Annotated in this window: 42 protein-coding genes; 2 read left to right on the top strand and 40 right to left on the bottom strand. The window is 41.9% G+C overall.

Annotation, left to right across the window (positions count from 1 at the left end):
* Nucleotides 1-144: 144 nt before the first annotated feature.
* Both ACFQ38_RS18670 and ACFQ38_RS18665 read right to left on the bottom strand, forming a co-directional pair.
* Complete coding sequence (locus ACFQ38_RS18670) at nucleotides 145-801, bottom strand: VTT domain-containing protein (protein WP_336825672.1); 657 nt, start codon at nucleotides 799-801, stop codon at nucleotides 145-147.
* A 1,043-nt stretch (nucleotides 802-1,844) separates the two neighbouring features.
* Nucleotides 1,845-2,153 (bottom strand): hypothetical protein, encoded by a 309-nt coding sequence (locus tag ACFQ38_RS18665; RefSeq protein WP_381482787.1) that lies wholly within the window; start codon nucleotides 2,151-2,153, stop codon nucleotides 1,845-1,847.
* A 208-nt stretch (nucleotides 2,154-2,361) separates the two neighbouring features.
* Between ACFQ38_RS18665 and ACFQ38_RS18660 the strand changes: the two genes are divergently transcribed.
* Nucleotides 2,362-3,078, top strand: a complete 717-nt coding sequence (locus tag ACFQ38_RS18660; protein ID WP_381482785.1) for a dihydropteridine reductase — start codon at nucleotides 2,362-2,364, stop codon at nucleotides 3,076-3,078.
* 411 nt (nucleotides 3,079-3,489) lie between these two features.
* Here ACFQ38_RS18660 and vanY read toward each other — a convergent pair whose 3' ends face one another.
* Both vanY and ACFQ38_RS18650 read right to left on the bottom strand, forming a co-directional pair.
* Nucleotides 3,490-4,359, bottom strand: coding sequence for a VanY-A/VanY-F/VanY-M family D-Ala-D-Ala carboxypeptidase (vanY, locus tag ACFQ38_RS18655; protein WP_381482782.1), 870 nt, complete (start codon nucleotides 4,357-4,359; stop codon nucleotides 3,490-3,492).
* 84 nt (nucleotides 4,360-4,443) lie between these two features.
* A complete protein-coding gene (locus tag ACFQ38_RS18650) occupies nucleotides 4,444-5,307 on the bottom strand; it encodes a CPBP family glutamic-type intramembrane protease (protein WP_381482780.1) in 864 nt (287 codons plus the stop codon).
* A 238-nt stretch (nucleotides 5,308-5,545) separates the two neighbouring features.
* Between ACFQ38_RS18650 and ACFQ38_RS18645 the strand changes: the two genes are divergently transcribed.
* Nucleotides 5,546-5,671: an SMR family transporter gene (locus ACFQ38_RS18645; protein WP_381482778.1), complete on the top strand. Its 126-nt coding sequence runs from the start codon at nucleotides 5,546-5,548 to the stop codon at nucleotides 5,669-5,671.
* 136 nt (nucleotides 5,672-5,807) lie between these two features.
* Here ACFQ38_RS18645 and rpsI read toward each other — a convergent pair whose 3' ends face one another.
* The 36 genes from rpsI to rpsJ all read right to left on the bottom strand — a co-directional run bounded on the left by rpsI (nucleotide 5,808) and on the right by rpsJ (nucleotide 25,064).
* Complete coding sequence (gene rpsI / locus ACFQ38_RS18640; RefSeq protein WP_336823096.1) at nucleotides 5,808-6,200, bottom strand: 30S ribosomal protein S9; 393 nt, start codon at nucleotides 6,198-6,200, stop codon at nucleotides 5,808-5,810.
* A 19-nt stretch (nucleotides 6,201-6,219) separates the two neighbouring features.
* The gene (gene rplM / locus ACFQ38_RS18635; protein WP_336823097.1) at nucleotides 6,220-6,657 is read right to left on the bottom strand and encodes a 50S ribosomal protein L13; all 438 of its coding nucleotides are present in this window, start codon (nucleotides 6,655-6,657) and stop codon (nucleotides 6,220-6,222) included.
* 170 nt (nucleotides 6,658-6,827) lie between these two features.
* The gene (gene truA / locus ACFQ38_RS18630) at nucleotides 6,828-7,574 is read right to left on the bottom strand and encodes a tRNA pseudouridine(38-40) synthase TruA (protein ID WP_336823098.1); all 747 of its coding nucleotides are present in this window, start codon (nucleotides 7,572-7,574) and stop codon (nucleotides 6,828-6,830) included.
* 6 nt (nucleotides 7,575-7,580) lie between these two features.
* The gene (locus ACFQ38_RS18625; RefSeq protein ID WP_336823099.1) at nucleotides 7,581-8,378 is read right to left on the bottom strand and encodes an energy-coupling factor transporter transmembrane component T family protein; all 798 of its coding nucleotides are present in this window, start codon (nucleotides 8,376-8,378) and stop codon (nucleotides 7,581-7,583) included.
* Entirely contained in the window at nucleotides 8,378-9,247 is an 870-nt protein-coding gene (locus tag ACFQ38_RS18620) for an energy-coupling factor ABC transporter ATP-binding protein (RefSeq protein WP_336823100.1), read from the bottom strand. The genes ACFQ38_RS18625 and ACFQ38_RS18620 overlap by 1 nt, the downstream gene beginning before the upstream one ends.
* Nucleotides 9,223-10,068 (bottom strand): energy-coupling factor ABC transporter ATP-binding protein, encoded by an 846-nt coding sequence (locus tag ACFQ38_RS18615; RefSeq protein ID WP_336823101.1) that lies wholly within the window; start codon nucleotides 10,066-10,068, stop codon nucleotides 9,223-9,225. The genes ACFQ38_RS18620 and ACFQ38_RS18615 overlap by 25 nt, the downstream gene beginning before the upstream one ends.
* A gap of 651 nt (nucleotides 10,069-10,719) precedes the next feature.
* Nucleotides 10,720-11,100, bottom strand: a complete 381-nt coding sequence (rplQ, locus tag ACFQ38_RS18610) for a 50S ribosomal protein L17 (protein ID WP_336823102.1) — start codon at nucleotides 11,098-11,100, stop codon at nucleotides 10,720-10,722.
* A 30-nt stretch (nucleotides 11,101-11,130) separates the two neighbouring features.
* Nucleotides 11,131-12,075 carry a DNA-directed RNA polymerase subunit alpha gene (locus tag ACFQ38_RS18605; RefSeq protein WP_336823103.1) on the bottom strand — a complete coding sequence of 315 codons (945 nt, stop codon included), beginning with the start codon at nucleotides 12,073-12,075 and terminating at the stop codon, nucleotides 11,131-11,133.
* 134 nt (nucleotides 12,076-12,209) lie between these two features.
* Complete coding sequence (gene rpsK / locus ACFQ38_RS18600) at nucleotides 12,210-12,599, bottom strand: 30S ribosomal protein S11 (protein WP_184209308.1); 390 nt, start codon at nucleotides 12,597-12,599, stop codon at nucleotides 12,210-12,212.
* 25 nt (nucleotides 12,600-12,624) lie between these two features.
* Complete coding sequence (gene rpsM, locus ACFQ38_RS18595; protein ID WP_336823104.1) at nucleotides 12,625-12,990, bottom strand: 30S ribosomal protein S13; 366 nt, start codon at nucleotides 12,988-12,990, stop codon at nucleotides 12,625-12,627.
* A gap of 24 nt (nucleotides 12,991-13,014) precedes the next feature.
* Nucleotides 13,015-13,128 (bottom strand): 50S ribosomal protein L36, encoded by a 114-nt coding sequence (gene rpmJ / locus ACFQ38_RS18590; protein WP_076758849.1) that lies wholly within the window; start codon nucleotides 13,126-13,128, stop codon nucleotides 13,015-13,017.
* Between the two features lie 39 nt (nucleotides 13,129-13,167).
* Nucleotides 13,168-13,386, bottom strand: coding sequence for a translation initiation factor IF-1 (gene infA, locus ACFQ38_RS18585; RefSeq protein WP_060203457.1), 219 nt, complete (start codon nucleotides 13,384-13,386; stop codon nucleotides 13,168-13,170).
* Nucleotides 13,386-13,508, bottom strand: coding sequence for a hypothetical protein (locus tag ACFQ38_RS18580; RefSeq protein WP_336823105.1), 123 nt, complete (start codon nucleotides 13,506-13,508; stop codon nucleotides 13,386-13,388). Before ACFQ38_RS18580 ends, infA begins: the two co-directional genes overlap by 1 nt.
* A gap of 397 nt (nucleotides 13,509-13,905) precedes the next feature.
* On the bottom strand, nucleotides 13,906-14,559 hold the full coding sequence (locus ACFQ38_RS18575) for an adenylate kinase (RefSeq protein WP_336823106.1): 654 nt from the start codon (nucleotides 14,557-14,559) through the stop codon (nucleotides 13,906-13,908).
* Nucleotides 14,560-14,610: 51 nt separating this feature from the next.
* Complete coding sequence (secY, locus tag ACFQ38_RS18570) at nucleotides 14,611-15,903, bottom strand: preprotein translocase subunit SecY (protein ID WP_336823107.1); 1,293 nt, start codon at nucleotides 15,901-15,903, stop codon at nucleotides 14,611-14,613.
* Nucleotides 15,903-16,343: a 50S ribosomal protein L15 gene (gene rplO, locus ACFQ38_RS18565; protein ID WP_336823108.1), complete on the bottom strand. Its 441-nt coding sequence runs from the start codon at nucleotides 16,341-16,343 to the stop codon at nucleotides 15,903-15,905. Before rplO ends, secY begins: the two co-directional genes overlap by 1 nt.
* Before the next feature lie 33 nt (nucleotides 16,344-16,376).
* Nucleotides 16,377-16,559 (bottom strand): 50S ribosomal protein L30, encoded by a 183-nt coding sequence (gene rpmD / locus ACFQ38_RS18560; RefSeq protein WP_336823109.1) that lies wholly within the window; start codon nucleotides 16,557-16,559, stop codon nucleotides 16,377-16,379.
* 13 nt (nucleotides 16,560-16,572) lie between these two features.
* On the bottom strand, nucleotides 16,573-17,073 hold the full coding sequence (gene rpsE, locus ACFQ38_RS18555; protein WP_336823110.1) for a 30S ribosomal protein S5: 501 nt from the start codon (nucleotides 17,071-17,073) through the stop codon (nucleotides 16,573-16,575).
* A gap of 22 nt (nucleotides 17,074-17,095) precedes the next feature.
* Nucleotides 17,096-17,458, bottom strand: coding sequence for a 50S ribosomal protein L18 (rplR, locus tag ACFQ38_RS18550; protein ID WP_336823111.1), 363 nt, complete (start codon nucleotides 17,456-17,458; stop codon nucleotides 17,096-17,098).
* Between the two features lie 32 nt (nucleotides 17,459-17,490).
* Nucleotides 17,491-18,030, bottom strand: coding sequence for a 50S ribosomal protein L6 (gene rplF / locus ACFQ38_RS18545; RefSeq protein WP_336823112.1), 540 nt, complete (start codon nucleotides 18,028-18,030; stop codon nucleotides 17,491-17,493).
* Nucleotides 18,031-18,060: 30 nt separating this feature from the next.
* On the bottom strand, nucleotides 18,061-18,459 hold the full coding sequence (gene rpsH / locus ACFQ38_RS18540) for a 30S ribosomal protein S8 (RefSeq protein ID WP_067407722.1): 399 nt from the start codon (nucleotides 18,457-18,459) through the stop codon (nucleotides 18,061-18,063).
* A 29-nt stretch (nucleotides 18,460-18,488) separates the two neighbouring features.
* Nucleotides 18,489-18,674 (bottom strand): 30S ribosomal protein S14, encoded by a 186-nt coding sequence (gene rpsN, locus ACFQ38_RS18535; RefSeq protein ID WP_001085700.1) that lies wholly within the window; start codon nucleotides 18,672-18,674, stop codon nucleotides 18,489-18,491.
* A gap of 19 nt (nucleotides 18,675-18,693) precedes the next feature.
* Nucleotides 18,694-19,233 carry a 50S ribosomal protein L5 gene (gene rplE / locus ACFQ38_RS18530; RefSeq protein ID WP_336823113.1) on the bottom strand — a complete coding sequence of 180 codons (540 nt, stop codon included), beginning with the start codon at nucleotides 19,231-19,233 and terminating at the stop codon, nucleotides 18,694-18,696.
* 26 nt (nucleotides 19,234-19,259) lie between these two features.
* Nucleotides 19,260-19,571, bottom strand: a complete 312-nt coding sequence (gene rplX / locus ACFQ38_RS18525) for a 50S ribosomal protein L24 (RefSeq protein ID WP_336823114.1) — start codon at nucleotides 19,569-19,571, stop codon at nucleotides 19,260-19,262.
* Nucleotides 19,572-19,606: 35 nt separating this feature from the next.
* Nucleotides 19,607-19,975, bottom strand: coding sequence for a 50S ribosomal protein L14 (rplN, locus tag ACFQ38_RS18520; RefSeq protein WP_239430258.1), 369 nt, complete (start codon nucleotides 19,973-19,975; stop codon nucleotides 19,607-19,609).
* A gap of 39 nt (nucleotides 19,976-20,014) precedes the next feature.
* Nucleotides 20,015-20,278 (bottom strand): 30S ribosomal protein S17, encoded by a 264-nt coding sequence (gene rpsQ / locus ACFQ38_RS18515; protein ID WP_336823115.1) that lies wholly within the window; start codon nucleotides 20,276-20,278, stop codon nucleotides 20,015-20,017.
* Nucleotides 20,279-20,295: 17 nt separating this feature from the next.
* Nucleotides 20,296-20,496 (bottom strand): 50S ribosomal protein L29, encoded by a 201-nt coding sequence (rpmC, locus tag ACFQ38_RS18510; protein WP_009499049.1) that lies wholly within the window; start codon nucleotides 20,494-20,496, stop codon nucleotides 20,296-20,298.
* Nucleotides 20,486-20,920 carry a 50S ribosomal protein L16 gene (gene rplP, locus ACFQ38_RS18505; protein ID WP_336823116.1) on the bottom strand — a complete coding sequence of 145 codons (435 nt, stop codon included), beginning with the start codon at nucleotides 20,918-20,920 and terminating at the stop codon, nucleotides 20,486-20,488. The genes rpmC and rplP overlap by 11 nt, the downstream gene beginning before the upstream one ends.
* Nucleotide 20,921: 1 nt before the next feature.
* Nucleotides 20,922-21,578, bottom strand: a complete 657-nt coding sequence (gene rpsC / locus ACFQ38_RS18500) for a 30S ribosomal protein S3 (protein ID WP_336823117.1) — start codon at nucleotides 21,576-21,578, stop codon at nucleotides 20,922-20,924.
* A gap of 3 nt (nucleotides 21,579-21,581) precedes the next feature.
* Complete coding sequence (gene rplV, locus ACFQ38_RS18495) at nucleotides 21,582-21,926, bottom strand: 50S ribosomal protein L22 (RefSeq protein ID WP_238080290.1); 345 nt, start codon at nucleotides 21,924-21,926, stop codon at nucleotides 21,582-21,584.
* A gap of 20 nt (nucleotides 21,927-21,946) precedes the next feature.
* Entirely contained in the window at nucleotides 21,947-22,225 is a 279-nt protein-coding gene (rpsS, locus tag ACFQ38_RS18490) for a 30S ribosomal protein S19 (RefSeq protein WP_336823118.1), read from the bottom strand.
* A gap of 60 nt (nucleotides 22,226-22,285) precedes the next feature.
* Nucleotides 22,286-23,116: a 50S ribosomal protein L2 gene (rplB, locus tag ACFQ38_RS18485; RefSeq protein WP_336823119.1), complete on the bottom strand. Its 831-nt coding sequence runs from the start codon at nucleotides 23,114-23,116 to the stop codon at nucleotides 22,286-22,288.
* Between the two features lie 33 nt (nucleotides 23,117-23,149).
* Nucleotides 23,150-23,434: a 50S ribosomal protein L23 gene (gene rplW, locus ACFQ38_RS18480; protein WP_336823120.1), complete on the bottom strand. Its 285-nt coding sequence runs from the start codon at nucleotides 23,432-23,434 to the stop codon at nucleotides 23,150-23,152.
* Nucleotides 23,434-24,057 carry a 50S ribosomal protein L4 gene (gene rplD, locus ACFQ38_RS18475; RefSeq protein ID WP_336823121.1) on the bottom strand — a complete coding sequence of 208 codons (624 nt, stop codon included), beginning with the start codon at nucleotides 24,055-24,057 and terminating at the stop codon, nucleotides 23,434-23,436. The genes rplW and rplD overlap by 1 nt, the downstream gene beginning before the upstream one ends.
* A 26-nt stretch (nucleotides 24,058-24,083) precedes the next feature.
* Nucleotides 24,084-24,713: a 50S ribosomal protein L3 gene (gene rplC / locus ACFQ38_RS18470; RefSeq protein ID WP_381482762.1), complete on the bottom strand. Its 630-nt coding sequence runs from the start codon at nucleotides 24,711-24,713 to the stop codon at nucleotides 24,084-24,086.
* 42 nt (nucleotides 24,714-24,755) lie between these two features.
* On the bottom strand, nucleotides 24,756-25,064 hold the full coding sequence (rpsJ, locus tag ACFQ38_RS18465) for a 30S ribosomal protein S10 (RefSeq protein ID WP_042478628.1): 309 nt from the start codon (nucleotides 25,062-25,064) through the stop codon (nucleotides 24,756-24,758).
* Between the last annotated feature and the right edge of the window lie 215 nt (nucleotides 25,065-25,279).

The raw sequence follows: 25,279 nt of genomic DNA, 5'->3' as shown, positions 1-25,279 counted from the left end.
GCGACGGTTGTCAGGGGTTCCCCATTTATTCTCCAACCAGAAAGGGACTATCACAGAAAATCAGTTTTCACTGACTTTCTGGACAGCCCCTTTTTATTCTCTTACTCAATCATCCTATAGAAGGATCATCTTCTCTTTTATGGCTTATGCAAGCTTTTTTCTATTCTTTAAATGTTCTTTTGCTACCCCGATCATAGCTGGCAGTACCGACAAAAAGATAATGGCTAAAATAACAGTTGAGAAGTTATTTTTTATAATTGGGATGTTCCCAAAGAAATAACCCGTTATCGTACATGTACCTATCCATATGGCTGCTCCGATTATGTTATAAATTAAAAAATATCGATAGTTCATTCGGCTGGCTCCTGCCACAAAAGGGATGAACGTACGAATAAATGGCATGAATCTGGCAAGTGCAATGGTTTTCCCGCCATGTTTGTTAAAAAATCTTTCTGCTTTATTCATTTTTTCTTGGTTGATTAATTTGCCTAAAAAACTGCCCGGCTTTATCGTTGTTCCAACTTTTTTACCAATATGATAGTTAACCGTATCGCCAATTACAGCCGCTGCAAAAAAGATAATGAGCAATAGACCTAAATCCAAAGCACCGACCGCAGCAAACGTTCCGCCCGCAAACAATAGTGAATCTCCCGGAAGAAATGGAAAAATAACAATGCCCGTCTCAACAAAAACAATTAAAAATAGAATAAAGTAAGTGCCAAAACCGAACTTCTGAATAATTTCCACTAGATGCTCATCAATATGAAGTATAAAGCTAAACAAATCTTGGATGATCGCCACGTATATCCCACTTCCATTATTTTTTTAACAATCTCTTATATAATACCTCTTAAGAACCGGATTGTCTTTCCTCAGAAGGTTACTTGCCTTCGGAGCATCTATCCGGTTAGTGTTCATCTATTTAATTTTAATGAATTTGGTTATGTCAATACTTCTTTTGAAAGCATATAAAAAATTGAAAGAGTATTCAAAAGATATGAGGAGAGAAGGTATTGTTAAGTGGTTTGATCAGGATAAGGGATACGGGCGTATTATGCTTGATGGTTTATCCATTTTAGTTCAATCTCACCTGATCACGAAAGAATTTCGGAAGGATTTAGTTTTCTTAAACAAGGTCAGATAGTATCGTTTGATTTAATTGAGAACTCAAATATTATAGATCAAAAGCAAATTGTGCAAAATGTATTGATTATTTCTGATTTAAAAGCCCATTCAATAGGTTGTGATCGAAGTGTAAAATAAATGTCTCCTATTTTAATCGCAATTGGCATAGATATTATATGAGTTACAGCTTGCTATTTCTTTTTTATGCGGAAAAAAATCATCAATTAGGAGCCTATCGACAACAATTATTCCTTTGGATAGCCTGTTTCACATATCAGCGATTTTTTAAAGAGATTTTGCGGGAAAGAAAATATACTTCATTGGAATTCTCCATTTATATTACAACACGAATTGCCCTTTTCCTTTACGGGGGCTTCTCTTATTTATATAAAAAGTAAGCTAACGGATCATTCATGATAGTAAGAGGGATTCAGGTAGGTTGAATAGTATAGGCAGTTCAATTTACTGTTATTTCTTTTCTATGCCATCATTAAGCTTTCATGGAAAGCGATTTTTATTTGTTCCATCGTAGGTCTGCCTCTCCCCTATATCATTGGTGAAAATCTCCACTTTTGTAGGTGTTTCATCTCTTCTTTTCTTAATCTTAACGATATTTTTCCGTATTTATTCGGCAAATGATCTTATTTAATAAAATAGCATTTCTTATTAACGGCGGCGCTTACATCATTTCATTGTGAATTAACTATCTATTAATCACACTATCGCTTACTGTTCCTTGTAAATATGATCGCCGCCCCTACAACAAGGACAAATAGAAAGACAACTATAGAAAGTCCGAAAGCTGATTGGCTTAAAAAAATACTAATGATAATAATCGGTGTGCCAATCATGGCGGAAATTGATGCGAATTTTAAATAACGGATTACATATGGAGATACCTCGGGTTCTTCCTCAAACATCCAGCGCCTTCCAAATAAAAAACTATCTTCCGGGCAACTATAAGTCCAAATAAAGAATGCATATAATGGGATCATAAAAATAACAGCCATAATCATTTCGCTTATCATGCTCTCATCCCCTTTAAAACTTAATAATATTGTTATTATTTATACGATTGAAAAGGTTGAAAGTTACAATTTCAAAGCTATTTAAAATGCCTTTATATTAACACCACATAAATTATCTGAAATAATCAACCCCTTTAATTGATAATCATTATCAATTATTGTATAGTAGGTAGTAACGATACATTAAATTGAGTCAGGAGGATATTGAATGCAAATATACTGGACGAAAATAAATAAGATCATTGAAGAAACACCTGAGGTGAAAACATACTTGCTCGACTGTCCGGAAGGCGTAACATGGGAAGAAGGCGCCCATATTCACTTGGCATTGGAAGGTTTTAATGCTGGAGATAAGCCAAATCGCAGTTTGATTCGCCATATGTCAATTTCCACTTTGCCACACGAAAATTCAATCGGTATTACAACTCGCATTCGTGAGCAGTGCTCTCTGTTCAAATCGATTTTAAGAAACCTTGGAGTCGGCGATGAGGTTGCGATCTTTAAAATTCATTCGAATGTACCGCTCAAAAGAGAAGATAAAAACGTGTACCTGCTATCCTCTGGTGTTGGTCTAGCCACTTTCAGACCGCTTGTACTTGATTATTTTGATCGTGCTGATAATGTCAATCAAATTCATTCTTTGAACATCGATTCATCAAGAGACTACTTATTCAAAAGTATTTTTGAATCCGCACCTGACAAAAAATTCACATCACAGTTCGTCGATAACCGTAAAGACTACTATGAAGAAGTAAAAAAACTTGCCGCGGATAAGGATGGCCTGTTCTATATTGTCGGCAGCGATGAATTCCTCATGCAGAACATTGAAGTACTACGTGAGCAAGGCATTCAGCCGGAACAGATTATGCTCGACAAGCGTGAAAGTCAACGTTCCGAATTCTTGTCTTATGAATTGACAATGTAAGCGAGACGAAATATTTTAGGTGAATAAAGAAAAAGATAAAGAATCCATTGTAATGGATTCTTTGTCATTTTCCACTATATCCGCGCTGATCGTTTAAAAAGTTTTCACTGCTGAATCTTCATTTCTTCCCATGAATAATTTGCTATCATTGCAATCCATAATGTATCTCCCATAGTATCTACATCCCAAACGATAGTCTCCACTGCCCCAAACACTTTATTAGATTTACCCTCTCCGTTCGTATGAATGGAATAAATAGCATCCGCTCTATGTGTAATGCTGAATAATTTCTCTTCTATTTTTAAAAAAGCCCTATTATGACTTCAACAACTTGAATTTTAACCCAGTTATCGTCTTGTAAGTTTCAAGCACAAATACCACTTCCTTAAATTAATTTCAAGAAATCACTTATCATTCATAAACGGTCACAATGACTCCATCCATATTGTTACCTGAAATTACATATTCCTGGTTTTTTGGTGTATTAATGATCATGTTTTCTGAAAGAGGGTAATACGAAACTGTATATTTTTCTCCTTCGACCATAACCGAAACCTTCTTTTTTTCCTTTAGGTAATCTAAATACTCTTCTAAAACAAAATCCTTTTTCTTCATAATCGCACTATGCGGCAACCCAACATAGCGGATATGCCATGGTTCGTATTGTATGCCCGTTATGTCAGATTTATCTTGTGGATATCGTAAAATGAACCCGTGTTTCCAAGCATTTTTTTCTATCCACTCTCCTTCAGGTGCTTTAGCCATCGTCGTTTGAGTAGTTCCAACATCAAGCGATAACCCCAAATTATGTTCGCTATATCCGGCAGGCAAAGCAGCATCAGGGCCCATTTCTTTATAAAGTTTTCTTTGCTCATCAAAGTTGCGGTAGCCACTAGTAATCCAGAAATTATCAACTCCTTCTTTTTTTGCGGAAGCAATCATTTTTGAAAATTTATGTGCGATCTCCTCTGACAAATAAGTATCGTTATACAACAATCCGTATCCCTTTACCAACTCATTTTGTGTAAAAAGATTGACGACATCGGATTTTATACCTTCTTGGCGAACAGGATATTCACTATTGACTAAAAGCAGATCCCCTTGATAAATTTGTTCTTCTGTAATCTTTATAGTTTGGATATTATCAATATCCTCTCCTTGATCATTTTCCTCTACTTCTACGTTTGGAACATCTGCTTTTGGTTCGAAAAAAGAGCCATTTTTTATGAAAACAAAACACAAGCACGCTATTAATAAAACTAAAAAGCCCCACTTCTTCATTTTTAAGCTACCTCCTATTTCTCCTACATTAAAAGAGTAGCTAAAACTTCTTAAAAAAAGAGTAGGGTAATTCTTAAATTTTTCTTAATAAAGTACTTCCTTATTTTTTCTTTTGTCAATTAGTAACAAAACTGACAACACTACCACACTTAATATCACTATAAACAGAAAAGACAAGTATAGTGTCATAAATCCCCCAAATGCCTCATCAAACTTTAATAGAGCAACATCTGAGTCATACATGCCTCCTATTGAGATATATCTAGCCACTTCAAGATAAACAATATGAAAGATAATACTCATCCATAGTGTTCCTGTATACTTTCTATATAGCTGTAGAGCAATTCCAAAAGTAAAGAGTAAAATAAAATAGTCTATAGTTACTGCAAATGGATCACCAAAGAATATTGACTCAATACCCATCACCATAATCGGCACACAAATGAAAATTAACGGTTGTAAAATCAAAGAGATGAGAAATCGATATTTCTTATGCAACTCTTCAAATATTAGTCCACGGATAAAAACTTCTTCTGGAAACGCCTCATACATAAATGCCGTCACTGAATTGATTAAAATAGCAATGATAACATTTGTCGTTAAGTTCAAGCTGACATTTTCTATGCCTCCAAATAAATAAGCTGTAAAAATGCCTGATACGAGTAAAATAAAAGGCAATGCAATTCCGACCAACAACTTAGATGATGAATTCACGCCCTTCAAACCAATATTTTTGAACAGGTCTGGATTTTTTCTTTTCAGTATAAACATTACAACAAGCGTTAACCCCGTAAAAATTACACCTTGTAAAAGCACGGCTTTTTGTTTATCTATACCTTGAGTTTCTACCAAATATCGTCCGACAACATTTCCCGATACAAATAGAAATAGTGATACGAGCACAAAGTACAAAAGCAGCCGACTGACACTGAATTTCGAAGAACTCATTTGAGAATATCCCCCTATAATTAATGTGGTAATGTTATACTACGTATCAAGCATGTCCGTAGTTTCAATTTTCTTAATTTCAGTAATAAGAATAACCCTACTATCCACATCTACTATTGGGAAACAACTCACAAAACTTTATTCCATTAGCCGATTATTGGATAATATATTACAAGGATTTTGCATTGCTTTTCTATTTCTCAATTGTTCCGATCTCCGTTTCATAATTTCATCTTAAATGGTGGATTTATTATTAGCTTCTCCATCAAGCGCCATGGAAACCATTGATCTATCCGTTGCCTTTTCTGTGTGGACAGGAATTGGTACAGTAGTATCTTATGCTGTCGAGTCATCCCTTTTATAAAAAAAGATGAGCCTATTTCGTGTCTCATCTATTTTTGGAGTTATTGTCTGTGTCTTAGCATTGAGAATTTTGGCATAAAAAAACCCCTTCCCGATTCTCTCGGGAAGAGGCTGTAAACATCGGCATGTAGCCAATATTAACGTTTTGAAAATTGTGGTGCACGACGAGCGCCTTTAAGACCGTATTTCTTACGTTCTTTCATGCGTGCGTCACGTGTTAGAAGACCTGCTGCTTTCAATGGAGCACGGAAGTCAGGGTCTACGTTAAGAAGTGCACGAGCAACACCGTGACGGATTGCGCCTGCTTGACCAGTGTAACCGCCGCCGTGGACGTTTACATGGATATCGTAGCTGCCAAGAGTTTGAGTTGCCACGAGTGGTTGTTTAATCACTTCACGAAGTGTTTCGAATGGTACGTAGTCTTCTACGTCGCGTTTGTTTACGACGATTTTTCCATCGCCAGGTACGAGACGTACACGAGCTACTGAGCTTTTACGACGGCCAGTGCCGATATATTGTACTTGTGCCAAAAGTGTTTCCTCCTCTTAATTATCCGCGAAGCTCATATGCTTCTGGTTTTTGTGCCGCATGTGGATGTTCCGGTCCAGCGTAAACATGAAGTTTTTTGATCGTTTGACGACCTAATGGACCTTTTGGAAGCATGCCTTTTACTGCTAGTTCCAACATTTTTGTTGGGTAGTTTGTACGCATTTCAAGCGCTGTACGAGACTTGATACCGCCTGGGTGGTTCGTGTGACGGTAGTAGATTTTGTCGTTTAATTTATTGCCAGTCAATTGGATTTTTTCAGCATTGATAATGATTACGTGATCGCCAGTGTCAACGTGTGGCGTGAACGTTGGCTTGTTTTTGCCGCGCAAAATAGATGCAACTTCAGAAGCAAGACGTCCAAGCGTCTGTCCTTCAGCGTCGACAACGAGCCATTTACGCTCTACTTCGTGACCTTTAGCCATGAATGTTGTACGCATGTGTTGTTTCCTCCTAAGTTTTCAAATCAAATTGTTCCGTTTTCTCTATCCCTAAACACAAATAAACTTTCCGGGGCTTATTGTGGGGTTATTGAAATACCATTTACCATCTTATATCGTTTACCGCTTTAAGTCAAGCATTTTCATAGAAAACACCTGGAAAAGTTGGCTCAGTCATCATATGTCACACTCATCAAGTACAAACCGTGAGCTGGCGCAGTTTTACCCGCTTTTTTGCGATCTTTTGCTTCGATGATTTTCTTCATATCTTCAGGGTCGTTCCAGCCGATTCCAACTGCGAACAGCATCCCCGCTATAGTGCGCACCATATTGTATAAAAAGCCGTTTCCTTCAATCATCATAATCAGCTCTTCATCCCTCTTCGTAAGCGTCAATTCACGAACTGTACGCACTTTCGTCGATGTCGCTGTTTTCGATGAGCAAAAGCTCGTAAAATCATGCGTGCCAATAAAATAGTGTGCTGCTTCCCGCATACGCTCGATATCTGGTCGCCACTTCCCTAAATGGACGGAATAATTCCGATCAAAAGGGCTTTGTACTTCGCTATACGACCACTTGAACATATACGTCTTCCCGGTCGCTGAATAGCGCGCGTGGAACTCATCATCGACATATTCCGTTCCGACAATACGGATATCTTTTGGAAGCAAAACATTTAACGCCATTTGCCACCGATCCAATTCCAACTCAAGTGGAGTATCGAAATGGATCACTTGGCCCCATGCATGTACACCTGCATCCGTTCTGCCGCTCGCTACCGAGTAAATGGCAGGATCTTTATGCAGCTTTCTGAGCGCCTTGTCGATCTCTGATTGGACAGTGCGCATTTTGGGTTGGAATTGATAGCCTGCAAAATTTGTGCCATCATATGCGACCGTAGCTTTCACTCGATTCATTTCAATTTACCCCCTGAACCAAAACAAGGCTGCAACGAGTGCAGCAAATACAAAAAGGATAAGCGTGTCCCGCCAGCCCCATTGCAATTGCCGATACCTTGTCCTTCCTTCTCCTCCACGATAGCCACGCACTTCCATCGCAATCGCTAAATCTTCAGCCCGTTTAAATGCGCTGACGAATAATGGCACTAAAAGCGGAACCACAGCCTTGATTCGTTCTTTCATCGTTCCGCTCGTTAAATCGGAACCACGGGCCAACTGTGCCTTCATAATTTTATCCGTCTCGTCCATCAATGTTGGAATAAAACGGAGCGAAATCGACATCATAAGCGCCAACTCGTGGACCGGTAATTTTAATCGCTTCAATGGATTTAGCAATGTTTCCATGCCGTCCGTAATGGAAATCGGTGAAGTCGTTAGCGTCAATACAGTCGTTATAAGCACCAACACTAAAAAACGGACCGATATGTAAATCCCTTGTCGAATCCCTTCCTCATAAATTCGGATGAACTTCCACTCGAACACCAATGCTCCTTCTTTAGTAAAAATAATATGCATGAGCAAGGTGAAAATAATTAAAAATAGAATCGGCTTTAATCCGTTAAATAAAAAATAAGGACGAATGCGCGATGATAGGATAACGATTAATGTAAACGCCAATAAAATGACATACGTTGCAGTATTATTTGCTAAAAAAACTGCGACGATAAATAAAAAAACGAATATTAATTTGGAACGCGGATCGAGCCGATGGACGAATGAGTCACCCGGCACATACCTTCCAAAAATCATTTTTTCCAACACTATTGGCCACCTTCTTCCTTCAATGCAGCCGCGATGGAAGCAGATAGTTGCTCTTCTGTTAGCGCAATACCGCCGAGCGGTTTACCGATAAGTTTCTCGACATCACGCTGAAAGGCTACAGAACGCGGCAGGCCAAGGCGGAAGGAGGAAAGCAGCTCTTCCTCTGCAAACACTTCTTCAGGCGTTCCTGAGAGCACAGAGCGCCCTTCGTGCATGACGATAATCTGATCAGCGTAGCGTGCCGCATCCTCCATACTATGAGTAACAAGGATCGTTGTGAGACCTTCTTCTTTATGAAGCCGCGCAAATAATTCCATAATCTCTTTACGACCTCTTGGATCGAGCCCTGCAGTGGGCTCGTCCAATATAAGGATGGATGGCTTAAAAGCAAGTACGCCTGCAATCGCAACACGCCGCATTTGCCCACCCGACAATTCGAACGGTGACTTCTGAGAGACATCAGAAGGCAACCCTAAAAGCTCGATCAATTCCAAAGCTCGCCGCCTTGCTTCCTCTTCCGGCACACCAAAATTCATTGGTCCAAACATTATATCCTTTTCAACGGTTTCCTCGAAGAGTTGATGTTCAGGAAACTGAAAAACAATGCCGACATGCTTCCGGACATCCTTCAAGGCCTTCCCCTTCGTCTCAGAGGTAATTGTCAGGTCACCGATGCGCACTTCCCCTTCAGTCGGTTTCAATAAACCATTTAAATGGAGCAGCAACGTCGACTTGCCGGAGCCTGTATGACCAATAATCGCAGTATATGAATTGGAAGGAATAACAGCATTCACCTCATATAAAGCTCTTTTCTCGAATGGCGTCCCTTTGGCATACGAATATTCTACTTGTTGAAGTGCGATGTCCATAATTCATTCACCAACTCTTCTTCTGTCATATGTTCCCCTTTGATGTTTAGACCGTCTTTGCGCAGCATACGGGATATTCTTTGCGCAAATGGCAAGTCCAAGCCGATCGACTCCAGCTCATCACCATGAGCGAAAATTTCTTCTGGCTTCCCTGACCTTAACATTTTCCCTTGGTTCATGACGATCACCCGGTCTGCCAGTAACACTTCCTCAAGGTCATGTGTAATGGAGATAACCGTTAAACCGGTTTGCCGCCTAAGCTCCCCGACCACTCCAATCACTTCCTCCCGTCCTTGCGGGTCCAACATGGAAGTCGCCTCGTCCAAAATTAATAGCTTTGGCTGCAAAGCTAATGCACCGGCAATCGCCACACGCTGTTTCTGACCTCCAGATAAATGATGCGGTTCATGATTCATGAATTGGTCCATTTTCACTTGGGACAAAGCTTCGTGTACACGTGGCACCATTTCTTCAAAAGGCACGCCATTGTTCTCTAAAGCGAACGCGACATCGTCCTGTACAGTAGAGCCAACAAATTGATTGTCGGGATTTTGGAAAACAATGCCCATTTGCGAACGGATATCCCATAGATTCTCATCTTTTAATTCTTCTAAAAAAACTTTAATCGTACCTTCTTTTGGGAACATCAAGCCGATCATCAATTTGGCAAGCGTGGATTTACCAGAGCCATTATGGCCAACAATCGCAATCCACTCTCCGTCATTTACTGTAAAACTTATATTCTCAACTGCATTCCTACTGTTTCCCTCTTCGCTGTCATATGCAAATGTCACATGATCCATCGATAAAATTTCTTTCAATCCGGTCACCCCCGTTGTTTTCGAAATTATGTATGAAACTTGACTTCGTAATTACTTGATAGAAAGAAAAATACGCACATTTAAAGATAGCTACGGAAGCCATGCCCGCAGAAAGCATCCGCCTGTAATGAAAACCATTTACTTTATTAATTGCTTTATATACATAGTTGAGTAAATTTCATAACGACTTGTTTCTGAACGTCAATTCATATTTCTTCTTTAATGACCGATTATTGATTGAAAGAAAAAAATAAAGCCATATACGTAGAAATCGACCATTAAAAATCAAATGTATTTGGATTTTGTATTGAAAAAGATTGCTTCGAAATTAACTCAAGTATGTATATAAATAAAAAAAGCGCGCACCTCATCCGAAGAAATGCGCTCATATCTATTCTGAACCGGGTGCTCAATCCGAATCAGCGGACGAGGTACGTAGAGCTAGACCAATCGGCAATGGCCGTCAATCATAACACTCAGCTTTTAATATTGTCGTATAAATCATAAGTATAAAAAAAGGGTGTGGCTGTGCGTACGACAGACACACCCTTCAAAGAACCTAACTCTTCTTTGTTTCAATAGACCAACAAGTTTATGGATAAATCCATTCAATGCGTCCAACTATAAGCATTGAAACCGTCAGCTTTTGAATTAAACAAGTTCAATTACGACGACAGGTGCTCCGTCACCGCGGCGAGGTCCCATTTTCATGATACGTGTGTAACCACCTTGGCGGTCTGCATAGCGTGGTGCAACGTTATCAAATAATTTTTGAAGTGCAAAGATTTCTTTCTCGTTGCCTTCCTCGTCAGCAGTTTTTACAACTTCACGACGAATGAACTCAGCAGCTTGACGACGTGCGTGCAAATCACCACGTTTACCAAGCGTAATCATCTTTTCAACAACTGAACGCAATTCTTTTGCACGTGCTTCAGTTGTTTGGATGCGCTCATGTACGATAAGATCTGTCGCCAAATCGCGTAGCATCGCTTTACGTTGTGAACTTGTACGTCCAAGTTTTCTGTATGCCATAGAAGTTTCCCTCCTTCAATCTATATGTTGTTAATCTTCCGAGCGCAACTCGAGGTTCAACTCGTCCAATTTCGCCTTCACTTCTTCAAGTGATTTACGGCCAAGATTACGCACTTTCATCATTTCGTCCTCAGACTTATTTGCAAGCTCCAAGACCGTATTGATGCCTGCGCGTTTCAGGCAGTTATAAGATCTCACGGAAAGGTCAAGCTCTTCGATCGTCATCTCAAGCACTTTCTCTTTCTGATCTTCTTCTTTTTCCACCATGATTTCCGCAGCTTGTGCTTCATCAGTCATTCCGACAAATATGTTCAGATGCTCCGTCAGGATTTTTGCTCCGAGCGAAACAGCTTCTTTCGGACCGATGCTGCCATCTGTCCAAACGTCAAACGTCAACTTGTCAAAGTTCGTGCTCTGACCTACACGAGTGTTCTCGACTTGGAAATTGACGCGTGAAACTGGAGTGTAAATAGAGTCGATCGGAATAACACCAATCGCAAGATCCTCACGTTTGTTTTGATCGGAAGGTGCATATCCTCGCCCACGTACGGCGTACATGCGCATACGCAGATGTCCATTTTTACCAAGCGTAGCAATATGAAGATCCGGATTTAGGATTTCTACATCACTGTCGTGAGTAATATCCGCAGCCGTTACTGTACCTTCGCCTTTTACATCTATTTCAATCACTTTCTCATCATCTGAATAGATTTTGAGAGCAAGTTTCTTCACATTCAAAATAATTGTTGCAACGTCTTCAAAGACACCTTCAATTGTAGAGAATTCATGAAGAACACCGTCGATCTGGATAGATGTCACGGCAGCCCCTGGCAATGAGGAAAGAAGAATGCGGCGCAAGGAATTCCCTAAAGTGTTTCCATATCCACGCTCCAATGGTTCGATAATAAATTTACCGAACTTGGAATCTTCACTGATCATAACTGTTTCAATCTTCGGTTTTTCAATCTCGATCATTCATTTACCCTCCTTCAAACGTCTAATGTATAGGCCGTTCCATATTGAAATCGATCATCAAAAACAGCAAAATGTAATCACACAATTCAGTTTTGCCATAAATTGTGTTTTTCAATCAATTGGAGAACAAACCATTACACACGACGACGTTTTGGCGGGCGGCAACCGTTGTGAGGAACTGGAGTAACGTCTCTGATTGCAGTTACTTCAAGACCAGCAGCTTGCAAAGAACGAATTGCAGCTTCACGTCCTGCGCCAGGTCCTTTAACTGTAACTTCCAATGATTTCAAACCATGTTCCATTGAAGCTTTTGCAGCAGTTTCTGCAGCCATTTGTGCAGCAAACGGAGTTGATTTACGAGATCCACGGAATCCAAGTGCACCAGCACTAGACCAAGAAAGGGCATTCCCGTGGCTATCAGTGATCGTAACGATTGTATTGTTGAATGTTGAACGGATATGCGCGATACCAGTTTCAATATTCTTTTTCACACGACGTTTACGTGTTTGTTGTTTACGTGCCATGTCTACGAAAAACCTCCTTTACCTATTATTTCTTTTTGTTAGCAACTGTCCGTTTAGGACCTTTACGTGTACGTGCATTGTTTTTCGTGTTTTGTCCGCGAACAGGAAGACCGCGACGGTGACGGATTCCACGGAAGCTTCCGATTTCCATCAAACGTTTGATGTTAAGTGAAGTTTCACGGCGAAGATCCCCTTCAACTTTTAACGCATCAATTTGTTCACGAATTTTATCAAGTTCTGCATCCGTTAGATCACGAACGCGAGTTTCTTCTGAAACGCCTGCAGCCGCAAGAACTTTTTGTGCAGTTGTTTTACCGATTCCATAAATGTATGTCAATGAAATGACAACGCGCTTATCGCGCGGTACGTCTACACCAGCAATACGTGCCATATAGATTGTGCACCTCCCTTTGTATTAACCTTGTCGTTGTTTATGTTTTGGATTTTCACAGATTACCATTACTCGGCCGCGTCTGCGAATAACTTTACATTTTTCGCAGATCGGTTTTACAGATGGTCTTACTTTCATCTTACCCAACCTCCTTCAATATTCCGGAGTTGCAAAAGTTTATTTGAAACGGTATGTGATACGACCGCGTGTTAAATCATAAGGCGAAAGTTCCATCGTCACTTTGTCGCCAGGTAGGATGCGGATGAAATGCATGCGAATCTTGCCTGAAACGTGTGCAAGAATCGTATGACCATTTTCCAATTCAACCTTGAACATCGCGTTCGGCAACGTTTCGACTACGGTTCCTTCAACTTCAATTACGTCGTCCTTCGCCATCAATCCTGTCTCCCTTCTATATCCAATAAAGGTCCTAACCATCGAGCGGCAGCAGTCGCCTTCAAAGCTTCCTTCAACATATGTCCGGATTGCATGAGTGATGTTCGAAAGACGTCTGTCACATTTTGTTTCCCGTACGTCAGTCCCCGACTTTAAATGGAATGCTCCATCGGAAAAGACACGATCAACAGGAATAGCCGTTGGTGAGTTCCAATGTTAGGATACTGTTCTTTTGACATCTACATTATACCCATTTTGTTGGACACATGCATTTGCCGAGTTTACGAACTGTATCATGATCGGAAATCAACCAGTACCTATACCGGGCACCATATGCTTTTGCAGCTCGCTAATTCAATTACGCCTCGACGTAATTGCGCCCAATTTCATGTAAAAGAAAATTTGGCAACCGCCAGAGGCACTGTCTTCATTCATATAAGAACGAAGTTGAGCGTTCTTTCCGCGCAACAGGGCGATGCTGCCCACAATATGGCGTGCATGGATTGCGCCCGGAAAGGATTACTGTCCGCTCCCTTGCAAGATAGCGTCCAAATCTTCAAAAACATCATTGATGTTCTGTTGCCCATCTATGTTCGTCAACACGCCTTTTGCATCATAGAATGCTAGCAGCGGTGCTGTTTGATTCATATTTACTTCCAGACGGTTCGTGACAGTTTCCGGATTGTCATCCGCTCGCTGATAAAGTTCCCCGCCATCCTTATCACAAACGCCTTCAACCTTCGGTGGGTTGAATTGCAAGTGGTAGGATGTGCCGCATACTTTGCAAATTCTGCGACCGGTCAATCTTGCGACAAGCTCATCTTTGTCTACTTTGATGTTGAGTACATGCTCTATTTTCCGTCCCATGTCCGCAAGCAACGCATCTAATGCTTCAGCCTGCGCAACTGTACGTGGAAAACCATCAAGCAGGAATCCATTATCGCAATCGGACTTGCTTAATCGTTCGCGGACAATGCCAATTGTCACCTCATCAGGGACAAGTGCACCTTGATCCATGAACGATTTTGCTTTGACTCCAAGTTCCGTGCCTTCCTGAATTGCAGCACGGAACATATCGCCTGTAGAAATATGAGGGATTTCGTACTTTTCGACAATTTTATCTGCTTGCGTGCCTTTTCCGGCACCCGGCAGACCCATTAATACGATATTCATACGTCTTGCCCTCCATCCTTTGACAGCCGATAGAAAAGATCTATCAGTTGCTTATTTCATAAAGCCTTTATAATGCCGTTTCACTAATTGTGACTCAAGCTGTTTCATCGTTTCAAGGGCAACCCCTACAACGATGAGCAAGCTCGTTCCACCAATTTGCAAGGACTGTGGAAGGTTTGCTAAATTGATGAAGAAAATCGGCATGACTGCAACGACAGCAAGGAAAATCGAGCCGACGAATGTCAGTCTATATAAAGTGCTTGTTAAATACTTTTGCGTATTTTGCCCTGGGCGAATGCCTGGGATATAAGCGCCTTGCTTCTTCAGATTATCAGCCATATTTTCCGGATTCACTTGAATGAATGCGTAGAAATATGTAAAAGCAAGGATAAGTGCTACATAGAGAATCATTCCGACTGGTTGATTGTAATCAAATGTTCTCGTAATGAATTTCGTCACACTATTATCGCCAAAAAATGCAGCTAATTGTTGTGGTGTTATAAAGAACGCCACAGCAAAGATTACTGGAATAACCCCAGCAGCATTCAATTTCAACGGCAGATGTGTTTGTTGTCCCGCAGTCGATTGCCCGCGGCCTGTCATACGTTTTGCATACTGAATAGGAATTTTACGAAGTGCTTCTTGTACATAAACGACTCCGACAATAATCGCCACAATGACGATCAATAGCAATACCATCGTTGCAATTCGGATGAACAAAGCGTCACCTGCATCTTGAATTTGAGTTGCGTACAGTTGGTTAACAGCGTTTGGAATGCCCGCGACAATCCCTGCGAAGATGATAATGGAAATACCATTTCCAACACCTTTCGCCGTGATTTGTTCACCAAGCCATAATAAAAACGATGTTCCAGCAGTCAAGACAATCGCAATCACGATATACGTTGATATCCCCTCATCTTGGATCAAAGTACCGCCAAACATTTGGTTAAATCCAAATGACATGGCAATCGCTTGGATGAAAGCGAGGACGACTGTGAAATATCTTGTGAATTGAGCAAGCTTCCGTCTTCCGACATCGCCTTGCTTCGCCCATTCAGTGAACTTCGGAACGACATCCATCTGCAATAATTGCACAATGATGGAAGCGGTGATATATGGCATGATTCCCATCGCAAAGATGGAGAACTGAGATAACGCGCCACCGCCAAATGTGTTTAGAAATCCAATGAATTGGTTGTTTGTTTGTTGTAACGCAGTAGCATCAACGTTTGGGACAGGAATAAATGTTCCAAGCCTAAAAACGATGAGTACAAGTAGTGTGAAAATGATTTTAGACCTTATATCTCTAACGCGCATAAAGTTGGAGATTGTCTGAAACATTATACCACCTCGGTTTTCCCGCCCGCTTTCTCGATAGCGTCTTTGGCAGAAGCAGAGAATTTATGAGCTTTGACAGTAATCTTTTTCTCAAGAATTCCGTTTCCAAGAATCTTAATACCTGATTTTTCATTGCTCACGATTCCAGTTTCAATTAGCAATTCAGGAGTGACTTCCGTGCCCTCTTCAAAACGATTAAGTACGTCAAGGTTCACGATCGCATACTCTTTACGGTTGATGTTCGTGAATCCACGCTTAGGAAGACGTTGGAATAAAGGAATTTGACCACCTTCAAATCCAAGACGCACGCCACCGCCTGAACGAGCTTTTTGACCTTTGTGTCCTTTACCGGAAGTTTTACCTGTACCGGAACCGATTCCACGACCAATACGTTTGCGTGCTTTACGAGCACCTTCAGCTGGTTTCATTTCGTGCAATTTCATCTTATCGGCACCTCCTTATTTCGAAAATGTGCATTAGTTTTCTTTAACAGTAACTAAGTGGCTTACTTTGTTGATCATGCCACGGATTGCTACGTTATCTTCATGTTCAACTGTTTGGTTTAATTTGCGTAAACCAAGAGCTTCGACTGTTTTACGTTGTGCCGGTTTTGCACCGATTACACTTTTCGTAAGGGTGATTTCAAGTTTATTTGCCATTGTTATTCCCCCCTTAACCTAACAGTTCTTCAACGGATTTGCCGCGCAATTTCGCAACTTCTTCAGCGCGTTTCAAATTCTTCAACCCTTCAATTGTTGCACGAACCATGTTGATTGGTGTGCTTGATCCCAAGGATTTTGAAAGGATATCCGTGATTCCTGCAAGTTCAAGTACCGCACGGACAGGTCCGCCGGCGATAACTCCGGTACCAGGTGCTGCTGGCTTAATAAGAATTTGTCCAGCACCAAAGCGTCCAAGGATTTCGTGCGGAGTTGTTCCGTTAACCATTGGCACTTCGATCAGGTTCTTTTTCGCATCTTCGATTGCCTTACGGATCGCATCTGGAACTTCCTGTGCCTTTCCAGTACCGAAACCGACGCGGCCGTTTTTATCTCCGACAACGACAAGAGCAGTAAAGCGGAAACGACGTCCACCTTTAACCACTTTCGCTACGCGGTTAATCGTAACTACGCGTTCTTCGAATTCACTTCTATTTTGATCATTACGACGCATGAAATATGTCCCTCCTTCTTAATTAAAATTCCAGTCCATTTTCGCGTGCTGCGTCCGCAAGAGCTTTAACACGGCCATGGAATAAGTATCCGCCACGGTCGAAAACAACCGACTTTACGTCTTTTTCAGCTGCTTTCTTCGCGATCATCTCGCCGACTTTAGCTGCTGCTTCTGCATTCGCTTTGGAATCCATCTCGAATCCTTTATCCATAGTGGAAGCACTAGCAATCGTAACGCCGTTCACATCATCGATTAGTTGTGCATAGATATGTTTGTTTGAACGATATACATTCAAACGTGGACGAGCTGCAGATCCGCTAATTTTCGTACGCACACGTGCATGACGTTTTTTACGGACTACATTCTTATCTTGTTTTGTGATCATCGTGGTCACTCCTTCCGGATGCCTAAGCGGCATTATTTACCTGTCTTACCTTCTTTACGACGGATATGTTCGCCTTCATACTTGATACCTTTACCTTTATAAGGCTCTGGCGGACGAACTTGTCTGATATTCGAAGCAAGAGCACCTACGCGTTCTTTGTTGATACCGCGAACGATAACTTTTGTGTTTGAAGGAACTTCAACTTCTACACCATCTTCTGGTGTGAACTCAACCGGGTGAGAGTAGCCGACGTTCAAGACAAGCTTTTTGCCTTGAAGCTGTGCACGGTAACCAACACCGATTAGCTCAAGAGCGCGTTCGAAACCTTGGGAAACACCCACTACCATATTGTTAAGAAGTGAACGTGTTGTTCCGTGGATTGAACGGTGTTCTTTTGAATCTGAAGGACGGCTTACAGTAATGATGTTGCCTTCCTGTTCGATCTTAATATCTTTGTTAAATGTATTTGTCAATTCGCCTTTAGGTCCTTTAACAGTGACTACATTGTTTTCTCCTAATGTAACAGTCACGCCTTCAGGAACTTCGATAGGACGATTACCAATTCGGGACATCCAATTGCACCTCCATTCATTTGTTACAGATTACCAAACGTAAGCTACGACTTCTCCGCCTACTTGTTTAGCGCGGGCTTCCTTGTCAGTAAGTACGCCGTGTGATGTAGAGACGAGGGCGATACCAAGGCCGTTCAAAACTTTTGGAACTTCATTTGTTTTTGCATAAACACGAAGACCAGGTTTTGAGATACGTTTAAGACCAGTGATAACACGCTCATTGTTTTGACCATATTTAAGGAAAATGCGGATAATGCCTTGTTTGCTATCTTCCACATATTCAACATCGCGAACGAAACCTTCACGTTTCAAGATTTCAGCGATTTGTTTTTTCATGTTTGAAGCAGGTACTTCAAGCTTCTCGTGGCGAACCATGTTCGCGTTACGGATGCGTGTAAGCATATCTGCAATCGGATCACTCATTGTCATTCCATTAACCTCCTTCCCAAGTTAGGGGATTACCAACTAGCTTTTTTAACGCCAGGAATTTGTCCCTTATATGCAAGTTCGCGGAAACAAATACGGCAAAGTTTAAATTTGCGATATACGGAATGCGGACGACCACAGCGCTCGCAACGTGTATATTCTTGTACTTTGAACTTTGGCGTACGTTTCTGTTTAGCGATCATTGATTTCTTAGCCACGTTTTCGCCTCCCTTTAGTTTACTTTTGGAACGGCATGCCGAACTGCGTCAACAACTCGCGTGCTTCTTCGTCTGTATTAGCAGTCGTAACGATGACGATATCCATTCCGCGTACTTTAGATACTTTATCGTAGTCAATTTCAGGGAAAATAAGTTGTTCCTTCACACCAAGTGTGTAGTTTCCGCGACCGTCGAATGCTTTTTTAGAAACACCACGGAAGTCACGTACACGTGGAAGTGAAACTGAAATTAACTTGTCGAGGAATTCGTACATACGATCGCCACGAAGTGTAACTTTAGCTCCGATAGGCATTCCTTCACGTAGACGGAATCCAGCGATTGATTTTTTCGCTTTTGTAACAACAGGTTTTTGACCTGAGATAATCGTTAAATCTTCAACTGCAGCATCAAGTGCTTTTGAGTTTTGGACAGCGTCGCCTACACCCATGTTGATAACGATTTTTTCTACTTTAGGTACTTGCATTACTGAACTATATTCAAACTTGCTCATAAGAGCAGGTGTGATTTCTTTCGAAAATTTCTCTTTTAATCGGCTCATCAGTTGGACCTCCTTTCATCCATTACTCATTTGTCCAGCGCTTCACCGGATTTTTTAGCAATACGAATCTTTTTGCCATCTTCGATTTTATATCCTACACGAGTTGGCTCGCCTGTCTTAGGATCAATCGGCATGACATTGGATACATGGATAGCCGCCTCTTGGCTGACAATTCCGCCTTGAGGATTTACTTGGTTAGGCTTCGTATGCTTTTTCACGATGTTAACACCTTCTACAAGCACGCGATCCTTTTTCGGATAAGCAGCTAAGATAACGCCTGTTTTGCCTTTATCTTTTCCGGTGATAACCATAACTTTATCGCCTTTTTTAACGTGCATTCTATCGCACCTCCTTGATTGGCACTGTCATGTGATTAAAGAACTTCTGGAGCAAGTGAAATGATTTTCATGAAGTTGTTGTCGCGAAGTTCACGAGCAACTGGTCCGAAAATACGTGTTCCACGTGGGCTCTTGTCGTCACGGATGATGACACATGCGTTTTCGTCGAATGTAATGTAGGAGCCATCTTTACGACGAACCCCACTTTTCGTACGGACGATAACAGCTTTAACCACGTCGCCTTTCTTGACAACGCCACCTGGTGTTGCTTTTTTCACTGTTACAACAACGACGTCACCGATGTTTGCAGTTTTACGGCCTGTTCCACCAAGAACTTTAATTGTCAGAACTTCACGTGCTCCTGAGTTATCGGCAACTTTCATACGACTTTCTTGTTGAATCATTGAGGCTACCTCCTCTCGGAATAAAATATCCGAACGTTATTAGATGATGACCGCTTTCTCGACTACTTCAACGAGACGGAAACGCTTTGTCGCTGATAGCGGGCGTGTTTCCATAATGCGAACGATATCGCCGATTTTAGCTTCGTTTAATTCGTCATGGGCCTTGAATTTCTTAGAATACTTTACACGTTTGCCGTATAAAGAATGCTTTTTGTGTGTCTCTACCATTACAGTAACGGTTTTATCCATTTTGTCGGATACGACACGGCCTGTATACACTTTGCGCTGATTACGCTCAGTCATGGCTGCAACCTCCTTCATCAGTTATTTGCACTGATCTCTCTTTGACGTATAACAGTTTTCATGCGCGCAATCGATTTGCGTACTTCACGGATGCGTGCAGTGTTTTCTAATTGTCCTGTCGCTAATTGGAAGCGAAGGTTGAAAAGCTCTTCTTTCAGTGATTTCACTTTTTGCTCGATCTCTGCAGTTGTCAAGTCACGGATTTCTTTAGCTTTCATTAGACTCACCACCAATTTCTTCACGTTTTACAAACTTGCTCTTCACAGGCAGTTTGTGAGATGCGAGTCGAAGCGCTTCGCGTGCAACTTCTTCAGACACACCTGCGATTTCAAACATCACACGACCAGGTTTAACTACCGCTACCCAGCCTTCTACAGCACCTTTACCGGAGCCCATCCGGACTTCAAGAGGCTTCTTTGTATATGGTTTGTGTGGGAAAATATTGATCCAAACTTTACCGCCACGTTTCATATAACGTGTCATTGCAATACGGGCAGATTCGATTTGGCGATTTGTGATCCAACCAGATTCAGTCGCTTGAAGACCGAATTCACCAAATTGAACAGATGCGCCGCCTTTTGTCATCCCGCGCATTTTCCCACGGAATACACGACGGTGTTTAACGCGTTTAGGCATTAACATATTATTTGCCTCCTTCCTCAGAGTTCTTCTTCACTGGAAGGACTTCTCCCCGGTAGATCCATACTTTAACGCCGAGCTTACCATATGTAGTGTCAGCTTCTGCGTGTGCATAGTCAATGTCAGCACGTAATGTATGAAGAGGAACAGTTCCTTCACTATAGTGCTCCGCACGAGCGATGTCGGCACCGCCAAGACGTCCGGATACTTGTGTTTTGATACCTTTTGCGCCAGCACGGATTGTACGTTGAATTGCTTGTTTTTGTGCACGACGGAAAGATACACGGCTTTCCAATTGACGTGCGATTGATTCTGCAACCAATTTCGCGTCAAGATCAGCACGTTTGATTTCTACGATATTAATGTGAACACGCTTGCCAGTGATTTCGTTAAGCTGTTTACGAAGTGCTTCTACTTCAGAACCGCCTTTACCAATCACCATACCTGGCTTCGCAGTGTGAATTGTAATGTTAACGCGCTTTGCGGCTCTTTCGATTTCCACTTTGGAAACCGCTGCATCCACTAAGCGTTGTTCGATGTATTCACGGACTTTCAAGTCTTCGTGCAATAGATCCGCATAGTCTTTTTCAGCATACCATTTCGAATCCCAGTCACGAATAACGCCAACCCGTAAACCATTAGGATGTACTTTTTGACCCACGAATTACCCCTCCTTCTTTTCAGATACCACTACAGTAATGTGGCTCGTACGTTTGTTGATCGCACTTGCACGACCTTGTGCACGTGGACGGAAACGTTTCATTGTTGGACCTTCGTCTACGAACACTTCGCTTACGATGAGGTTCTCAACATCCATTTCATAGTTGTGTTCAGCGTTTGCAATCGCTGATTTCAATACTTTTTCTACAACCGGAGATGCCGCTTTAGGCGTCAGGCGTAGAATCGCGACAGCTTCACCGATTTTCTTGCCCCGGATAAGATCAACGACCAAACGGACTTTGCGAGGAGCAATACGGACTGTGCGGGCAGTAGCTTTTGCTTGTTGCATCAGGAATACCTCCTCTCAAATTAGCGTTTTGTTTTCTTATCGTCGGCACCATGGCCTTTGTATGTGCGCGTAGGTACGAATTCACCTAATTTATGACCAACCATATCTTCAGTCACGTAAACTGGTACGTGTTTGCGACCGTCATAAACGGCAATTGTCAAACCGATGAATGACGGGAAGATTGTAGAACGGCGAGACCATGTTTTAATGACCTGTTTTTTCTGTGCATCTTTTTGTGCGTCAACCTTTTTCATAAGATGATCGTCTGCAAAAGGTCCTTTTTTCAAGCTGCGGCCCATGTCGAAACCTCCCTCCGTGATCGTACTACGGTCCAGTCGTTGAACCGCAGTTGTATCACATTATTTTTTACGGCGACGAACGATAAGTTTGTCGGATTTGTTGTTTTTCTTACGAGTTTTGTAACCAAGAGCTGGTTTACCCCAAGGTGTAACTGGGCTCGGACGGCCAATTGGTGTACGTCCTTCACCACCACCGTGTGGGTGATCGTTAGGGTTCATAACAGATCCACGTACTGTTGGACGTTTGCCCATCCAGCGAGAACGACCTGCTTTACCGATGTTGATCAATTCGTGTTGCTCGTTGCCCACTTGACCGATTGTTGCACGGCAAGTTGAAAGGATCATACGAACTTCTCCTGATTGTAGACGAATGATTACATATTTGCCTTCACGTCCAAGCAATTGTGCGGAAGTACCAGCAGAACGAACCAATTGTCCACCTTTACCAGGTTTCAATTCGATGTTATGGATTGTAGAACCCATTGGAATGTTTTCAAGTGGCAGTGAGTTCCCTACGCGGATGTCCGCTTCAGGTCCTGACATAACAGTCATGCCCACTTCCAAACCTTTTGGAGCAAGGATGTAACGTTTTTCTCCATCAACATAGTTGATAAGAGCAATATTAGCAGAACGGTTTGGATCGTATTCGATCGTAGCAACGCGTCCTGGAATGCCATCTTTCCGGCGTTGGAAGTCGATGACACGGTATTGGCGCTTGTGGCCTCCACCTTGGTGACGAACAGTAGTCCTACCTTGGTTGTTACGGCCGCCTTTCCGTTTTACCGGTGTAAGCAATGATTTTTCCGGCTTGTCTGTAGTAATCGCAGAGAAGTCAGAGCTTGTCATGTTACGACGTCCGTTGGAGGTAGGTTTGTATTTCTTAATCGCCATTGTTGTTCCCTCCTTCGTTTATTTACGTTTCAATTACATTTCGAAAAGTTCGATGTCTTTTGAATCAGCAGTCAATGTAACAATCGCTTTGCGGCGTTTGTTCGTGTAACCAGCATGTCTTCCCATGCGCTTGAACTTGCCTTTGTAGTTTTGTACGTTGACTTTTTCAACTTTCACTCCGAAGATTTCTTCGACAGCTTGCTTCACATGCGTTTTGTTAGCGCGAGTGTCAATTTCGAAAGTGTATTTTTTGAATTCCATTTGTTCTGAAGAACGCTCGGTAATGACCGGACGTTTTAGTACATCACGTGCTTCCATTAACCAAGCACCTCCTCAATTTTTTGGACAGCATCTTTCGTCAAGACGAGCTTGTCATGGCCGACAAGGTCAAGGACATTGATGCCATTTGCTGTAACAACACTGATGCCAGGGATGTTGCGAGCAGACAATGCTACTGTTTCATCAAGGTCAGCTGTTACAAATAATGCTTTTTTATCGATTGAAAGATCTTTAAGAACTTTCGTGAATTCTTTCGTTTTTGGAGCGTCAAATGAAAGAGCGTCCAATACGATGATTTCTTCTTCGCGAACTTTAGAAGATAGCGCTGAAAGAAGTGCTAAGCGACGAACTTTCTTAGGAAGTTTGTAGCTGTAGCTTCTTGGAGTTGGTCCGAATACGATACCGCCTCCACGCCATTGTGGCGAACGGATGGAACCTTGACGTGCACGGCCCGTTCCTTTTTGGCGCCATGGTTTACGGCCACCGCCTGCTACTTCCGCGCGAGATTTTACTTTATGGTTACCTTGGCGCAACGATGAACGTTGTTGAACCAATGCTTCAAATAGAACAGCTTCGTTTGGCTCAATACCGAAGATCGCTTCGTTCAATTCGATATCGCCTACTGAAGAACCTGTTTGACTTAGTACGGATACTTTAGGCATTCTTGTTTCCTCCTTCCTCTAAAAAATTAGTTCCCTTTTACAGCGCTTTTCACTTGGATAAGTGATTTGCGTGCTCCTGGAACGTTTCCTTTAACAAGCAGTAAGTTGCGCTCAGCGTCAACTCGTACGATTTCAAGATTTTGAATCGTTACTGTATCTCCACCTGTACGGCCTGGTAATTTATGACCTTTGAATACACGTTGTCCGTCAACCGAACCTAGAGAACCTGGTGCACGGTGGAAACGGGAACCGTGGCTCATTGGCCCACGTGAATGTCCGTGGCGTTTAATAACACCTTGGAATCCTTTACCTTTTGATACTCCTGTAATGTCGACAATATCGCCTTCCGCGAATGTATCAACTTTGACTTCCTGACCAACTTCGTACCCAGCTACATCAACTCCGCGGAATTCGCGAATGAAGCGCTTAGGTGCCGTTTCAGCTTTTGCAACGTGTCCTTTTTCAGGTTTGTTTGCAAGCTTTTCACGTTTATCATCGAATCCAAGCTGGATTGCTTCATAGCCATCTGTTTCGGTTGTCTTCTTTTGAAGAACAACGTTTGGTGTAGCCTCAATCACAGTTACTGGAATAAGATCACCGTTTTCAGCAAAAATTTGCGTCATACCGATTTTTCTTCCTAAGATTCCTTTGGTCATTTGTCACACCTCCTGAATAAATGAATTTGTTATTTTTATCGATTAAAGTTTGATTTCAATGTCTACGCCTGATGGTAAATCGAGTTTCATCAATGCATCGACAGTTTGTGGTGTCGGGTTGACAATATCGATTAGACGTTTGTGTGTACGCATTTCGAACTGCTCGCGCGAATCTTTGTACTTATGTACCGCACGAAGGATCGTGTAAACAGATCTTTCAGTTGGTAGAGGTATCGGACCTGACACACTCGCACCTGAACGTTTTGCTGTTTCTACAATCTTTTCAGCTGACTGATCAAGAATTCTGTGATCATATGCTTTTAAACGAATACGAATCTTTTGTTTTGCCATTATTTTCCCTCCTTCTCGCCTATTTTCTAGACATTCTCCACGGAAATTTCCCACACACATGCCATGGCAAAGCGGCCGGGTGTGTCGGCAACCTCCCGCTTCATCGCAGTCAAAGACCAACATTCAACATTATACACAAGGAAAAAGAATCCCGCAACCCTTTTGGCGAAATTCTTTTCTCGACTATTTAATTATATACATGGTAATTATTATTT

The sequence above is a fragment of the Sporosarcina contaminans genome (assembly GCF_042679045.1).
In the GTDB taxonomy this organism is placed as follows: Bacteria; Bacillota; Bacilli; order Bacillales_A; family Planococcaceae; genus Sporosarcina; species Sporosarcina contaminans.
Note: the sequence above shows the minus strand (reverse complement) of the source record. Positions and strands in the feature narration are given on the sequence as shown.

Coding starts and splice junctions, on each gene's coding strand:
- ACFQ38_RS18665 (WP_381482787.1), bottom strand. CDS start 2,153: ATGATAAGCGAAATGATTATGGCTGTTATTTTTATGATCCCATTATAT.
- ACFQ38_RS18660 (WP_381482785.1), top strand. CDS start 2,362: ATGCAAATATACTGGACGAAAATAAATAAGATCATTGAAGAAACACCT.
- vanY (WP_381482782.1), bottom strand. CDS start 4,359: ATGAAGAAGTGGGGCTTTTTAGTTTTATTAATAGCGTGCTTGTGTTTT.
- ACFQ38_RS18650 (WP_381482780.1), bottom strand. CDS start 5,307: ATGAGTTCTTCGAAATTCAGTGTCAGTCGGCTGCTTTTGTACTTTGTG.
- ACFQ38_RS18645 (WP_381482778.1), top strand. CDS start 5,546: ATGGTGGATTTATTATTAGCTTCTCCATCAAGCGCCATGGAAACCATT.
- rplM (WP_336823097.1), bottom strand. CDS start 6,657: ATGCGTACAACATTCATGGCTAAAGGTCACGAAGTAGAGCGTAAATGG.
- truA (WP_336823098.1), bottom strand. CDS start 7,574: ATGAATCGAGTGAAAGCTACGGTCGCATATGATGGCACAAATTTTGCA.
- ACFQ38_RS18620 (WP_336823100.1), bottom strand. CDS start 9,247: ATGGACATCGCACTTCAACAAGTAGAATATTCGTATGCCAAAGGGACG.
- rplQ (WP_336823102.1), bottom strand. CDS start 11,100: ATGGCATACAGAAAACTTGGACGTACAAGTTCACAACGTAAAGCGATG.
- ACFQ38_RS18605 (WP_336823103.1), bottom strand. CDS start 12,075: ATGATCGAGATTGAAAAACCGAAGATTGAAACAGTTATGATCAGTGAA.
- rpsK (WP_184209308.1), bottom strand. CDS start 12,599: ATGGCACGTAAACAACAAACACGTAAACGTCGTGTGAAAAAGAATATT.
- rpsM (WP_336823104.1), bottom strand. CDS start 12,990: ATGGCACGTATTGCTGGTGTAGACGTACCGCGCGATAAGCGCGTTGTC.
- rpmJ (WP_076758849.1), bottom strand. CDS start 13,128: ATGAAAGTAAGACCATCTGTAAAACCGATCTGCGAAAAATGTAAAGTT.
- infA (WP_060203457.1), bottom strand. CDS start 13,386: ATGGCGAAGGACGACGTAATTGAAGTTGAAGGAACCGTAGTCGAAACG.
- ACFQ38_RS18575 (WP_336823106.1), bottom strand. CDS start 14,559: ATGAATATCGTATTAATGGGTCTGCCGGGTGCCGGAAAAGGCACGCAA.
- secY (WP_336823107.1), bottom strand. CDS start 15,903: ATGTTTCAGACAATCTCCAACTTTATGCGCGTTAGAGATATAAGGTCT.
- rplO (WP_336823108.1), bottom strand. CDS start 16,343: ATGAAATTGCACGAAATGAAACCAGCTGAAGGTGCTCGTAAAGCACGC.
- rpmD (WP_336823109.1), bottom strand. CDS start 16,559: ATGGCAAATAAACTTGAAATCACCCTTACGAAAAGTGTAATCGGTGCA.
- rpsE (WP_336823110.1), bottom strand. CDS start 17,073: ATGCGTCGTAATGATCAAAATAGAAGTGAATTCGAAGAACGCGTAGTT.
- rplR (WP_336823111.1), bottom strand. CDS start 17,458: ATGATCACAAAACAAGATAAGAATGTAGTCCGTAAAAAACGTCATGCA.
- rplF (WP_336823112.1), bottom strand. CDS start 18,030: ATGTCCCGAATTGGTAATCGTCCTATCGAAGTTCCTGAAGGCGTGACT.
- rpsH (WP_067407722.1), bottom strand. CDS start 18,459: ATGACAATGAGTGATCCGATTGCAGATATGCTTACACGCATCCGTAAC.
- rplE (WP_336823113.1), bottom strand. CDS start 19,233: ATGAGCCGATTAAAAGAGAAATTTTCGAAAGAAATCACACCTGCTCTT.
- rplX (WP_336823114.1), bottom strand. CDS start 19,571: ATGCACGTTAAAAAAGGCGATAAAGTTATGGTTATCACCGGAAAAGAT.
- rplN (WP_239430258.1), bottom strand. CDS start 19,975: ATGATTCAACAAGAAAGTCGTATGAAAGTTGCCGATAACTCAGGAGCA.
- rpsQ (WP_336823115.1), bottom strand. CDS start 20,278: ATGACTGAGCGTAATCAGCGCAAAGTGTATACAGGCCGTGTCGTATCC.
- rpmC (WP_009499049.1), bottom strand. CDS start 20,496: ATGAAAGCTAAAGAAATCCGTGACTTGACAACTGCAGAGATCGAGCAA.
- rplP (WP_336823116.1), bottom strand. CDS start 20,920: ATGTTAATGCCTAAACGCGTTAAACACCGTCGTGTATTCCGTGGGAAA.
- rplV (WP_238080290.1), bottom strand. CDS start 21,926: ATGCAACAAGCAAAAGCTACTGCCCGCACAGTCCGTATTGCTCCTCGC.
- rpsS (WP_336823118.1), bottom strand. CDS start 22,225: ATGGGCCGCAGCTTGAAAAAAGGACCTTTTGCAGACGATCATCTTATG.
- rplB (WP_336823119.1), bottom strand. CDS start 23,116: ATGGCGATTAAGAAATACAAACCTACCTCCAACGGACGTCGTAACATG.
- rplW (WP_336823120.1), bottom strand. CDS start 23,434: ATGGAAGCACGTGATGTACTAAAACGTCCGGTCATTACCGAGCGTTCT.
- rplD (WP_336823121.1), bottom strand. CDS start 24,057: ATGCCTAAAGTATCCGTACTAAGTCAAACAGGTTCTTCAGTAGGCGAT.
- rplC (WP_381482762.1), bottom strand. CDS start 24,713: ATGACCAAAGGAATCTTAGGAAGAAAAATCGGTATGACGCAAATTTTT.
- rpsJ (WP_042478628.1), bottom strand. CDS start 25,064: ATGGCAAAACAAAAGATTCGTATTCGTTTAAAAGCATATGATCACAGA.